The organism is Clostridium sp. OF09-36 (assembly GCF_003481985.1).
Classification (GTDB): domain Bacteria; phylum Bacillota; class Clostridia; order Lachnospirales; family Lachnospiraceae; genus Brotaphodocola.
In genome coordinates this window covers 1-2,928 of sequence record NZ_QUMD01000061.1, presented here as the reverse complement: position 1 = coordinate 2,928, position 2,928 = coordinate 1, and the positions used below count along the sequence as shown (strand labels likewise).

The 2,928-nt window shown below is 43.9% G+C and carries 4 protein-coding genes; all 4 read right to left on the bottom strand.

The window, feature by feature from the left end; all coding sequences use genetic code 11:
• Positions 1 to 100: 100 nt before the first annotated feature.
• Positions 101 to 586, bottom strand: a complete 486-nt coding sequence (locus tag DXA97_RS21390; RefSeq protein WP_243107785.1) for a virulence-associated E family protein — start codon at positions 584 to 586, stop codon at positions 101 to 103.
• A complete protein-coding gene (locus tag DXA97_RS21385; RefSeq protein ID WP_243107784.1) occupies positions 583 to 1,437 on the bottom strand; it encodes a hypothetical protein in 855 nt (284 codons plus the stop codon). Before DXA97_RS21385 ends, DXA97_RS21390 begins: the two co-directional genes overlap by 4 nt.
• A gap of 151 nt (positions 1,438 to 1,588) precedes the next feature.
• On the bottom strand, positions 1,589 to 2,428 hold the full coding sequence (locus DXA97_RS19460; protein WP_347561713.1) for a transposase: 840 nt from the start codon (positions 2,426 to 2,428) through the stop codon (positions 1,589 to 1,591).
• Positions 2,429 to 2,714: 286 nt separating this feature from the next.
• Positions 2,715 to 2,928: IS66 family insertion sequence element accessory protein TnpB (tnpB, locus tag DXA97_RS19455; RefSeq protein ID WP_147355616.1), on the bottom strand; the 214-nt coding region annotated here is incomplete at its 5' end.

Sequence of the window (2,928 nt, the reverse complement as noted above, 5' to 3'; positions counted from 1 at the left end):
CTGTATTGTGAAGGGGATACAATATGTCCCGCCTTTTTTGAGGAAAATCCCTTGCTGATTTCAGGGAATTCTGACGCTTTTTTCTGGTAATTTTAGTGTATCATAAACACACATTCCAGTAACGTCTGTTACCGGTAATGTCACGAAGATACCCGGACTCACTGTTGGTTGTTCCAAAGAACACGCACTGTCTCGGATGAGGCGTTACCCTTCTGCCAAAACTTGCCCTGTACTTATCATCCTGTCTGGAAATAAATGCTTTTACTTTATCAAGGTCTGCTTTTCGCATACCCGCCAGTTCCCCGATTTCCATAATCCAATATCCCTGCAGTTTTTCTGCCGCAGTCTTATCATTCATATCTGAAATATTCAAGCTGTCGGAATACCACTCCCTGCCCAGCTTGTTTATCAGGGTACTCTTTCCGATTCCCTGGCCGCCATTTAACACAATCATGTTGTCAAACTTCGCTCCCGGATTATGGACACGCACATAAGCGGCGCACAACAATTTTCTAGTAATCGCTCTGACATAAGGGGAATCATCTGCTCCCAGATAATCTACCAGTAAGGTTTCCACCCTTTTCACACCATCCCACTTCGGCAAGGACTGGAAGAACTACCTGATTGGATGATAGGTACGGTCATCCACAACCTTCGCACTGCAATGCTGTAATTTCTTTGTGAAAAAGATCCATACTTTTCATCCACATAACAGATAAGCTGAGCGTCATCCGCATCTCTCCAGAATTTTGACGGATGATTCCATGGGATTGGCTCCTTGATTTCCATACCGTCTGCAAGCTGATTGAATACGATATTTTTCATAAACTCATCGTTTTCCATGATAAGTACCAAATTATGAAGGGTATTTTCCAACTCCCCTGTCTTCTTCTGGTAGGTAAGCTGCTTCTTCCATGCGTCCGGGTCTTCCTCATCAAAATCAAATACTGCTTTCTGCTGTCTCTCTGTAAAAAGTGTCAGCTTTACCTGCTCGTCATTTCTTGCAAATTCTGCCATCGCATCAAAAGATTTTTTCTCATCATCATCTGGGAACAGATGCACACGCACCACATCAAATGCATTTAAGAGCATACCGCAAGCAAGATCTGTGGCATGGAAACTGTAAGAGAATTTTTCATCATGGATAGTCACACCAGCACTGCTGTCTGCCGGAATGTAATCATATCTGCCTTCCATTGCGGATGGCTCATACACATCTTTTAAGAACTTATCAATAGCATCTCGGATACCATAAGTTCTACAAAATGCTCCTACAATCCCTGCTTTCTCCAATGGGTCTGCCTGTGTCTTGGCATCCTTTTTGATTGCAGAAGATTGTCTGGAAGATGTAGGATGTGTGGAAATATCTCGCCAGTCATCGTACATGGCAAGGTAATCATCCGGATTTAAAACAGCTCCTTCCAACTCCTTAAACACAAACTCCCCATTCATGGAAACGGATGGCCAGTACATGAGTCTCTGGGCTGGTAGGTAGTATCATCAAACATATCAATACCGATTTCCTTTGCCACCATTCGTCCTACTGCCGGGTATTCTTCTTCACTGACTTCCCTGCTCATCGGAATAATTAAACGGAGTCTCGGTTCTTCCGGCGTATGCTTATGGGTGGAATAAATGCACATCTGGTAACCAAACAGCATTTCCAGTTCATCCACAACACCTGCTGTTCCATAATCCATTCTTCACCTAAACGGATCATCCAGTTCGCCATGTTCTGTCTGGTTATGGCAAGGCCATATCGGATAAATCCCTGCTCCAGACGGTAAAGCGGGACGGCATTTACATACTTTCCATTCATGATGGCTGCAGCAAGTGACGCTGAAACCGGACTTCCATGGAGCAGGCTCTTCGGATGCTTTGCCTTTACCATGTGTCCATCCGCTTTGCTTGCATATACGCCGACATGGTGCTCATCCACTTCAACTTTTGCCGGAATGAACCGATACCGGCGTGCAATGGCATCTAGAAGTTGTTTCCAGGCGTTTTCGCCGAATTCAGCTGTTAATTCTTCTTCGGTCATGTAGTGATCAATCCGGTTTGTGGAAAGTTCAGACATATCCTGAGCCTTTTTGCCTTTTGATTTTTTCTTACGTTCTGGTGATGCTTCCAGAGTTTCTGGTTCCGGAGCGTCCAGATCGCAAACAGCTTCTGCTTCATTAAAAAACACAAGAGTTCCATCCACTTCAACAAAACGGATTTGCTGGGTGTCCTCCATTTTTTCAGAGGAACGTCCAAAACGGTTTTTATTAGCCAGAATCAGCTGCTCCATCATTGCCTGCATCTTGGTATCAAGGAAATGCAGATCGGCACTGACCTTTTCTAACTGCTCCTGCTGATTCAGAAACATCTGGATCAGCATAGACTTGTCAACGCTATTTAATTGTTCTTCTGTGTACTTGATCGCCATGGCAGGAACTCCTTTTCTTAATGAGTCCATTGTAGCAGATTTACACAGTTTCTGCCACCTGGCGGCTGTTTTCCTTTCGTCATTATGACGGTGGATAACAGTACAGAACACCTGGGATATTTCCCTGAAATCACAGATGTTCTGTACTGCTATCCACAAATCCGGTATGCTTTTTCTCTGAAAAATCATGCTGCTCGATGTTTGAGAACCGGATGCTGTGGATAAATGCAGTAAAATAAAAATACCGCTTTTTTGACTGAAATTTTTTCTCTATAATGCACAAACACTACATCAGTCTCTTGGGATTGTCGTTTGGCCGGATTGGATGTTTCGGTATGATCTCCAGACCTTGCATTAACATCGCGTACTGCTCTGATGAAATTTCCAGGGCTTCTTCTGCAGAACGCGGCCAGCTGAATGCACCATTATCTAATCTTTTGTAGAGAAGCAGAAAACCATCACCTTCCCAGAGAAGACCTTTGATACGATTTGTTCTCTTA

Coding starts and splice junctions, on each gene's coding strand:
- DXA97_RS19460 (WP_347561713.1), bottom strand. CDS start 2,428: ATGGCGATCAAGTACACAGAAGAACAATTAAATAGCGTTGACAAGTCT.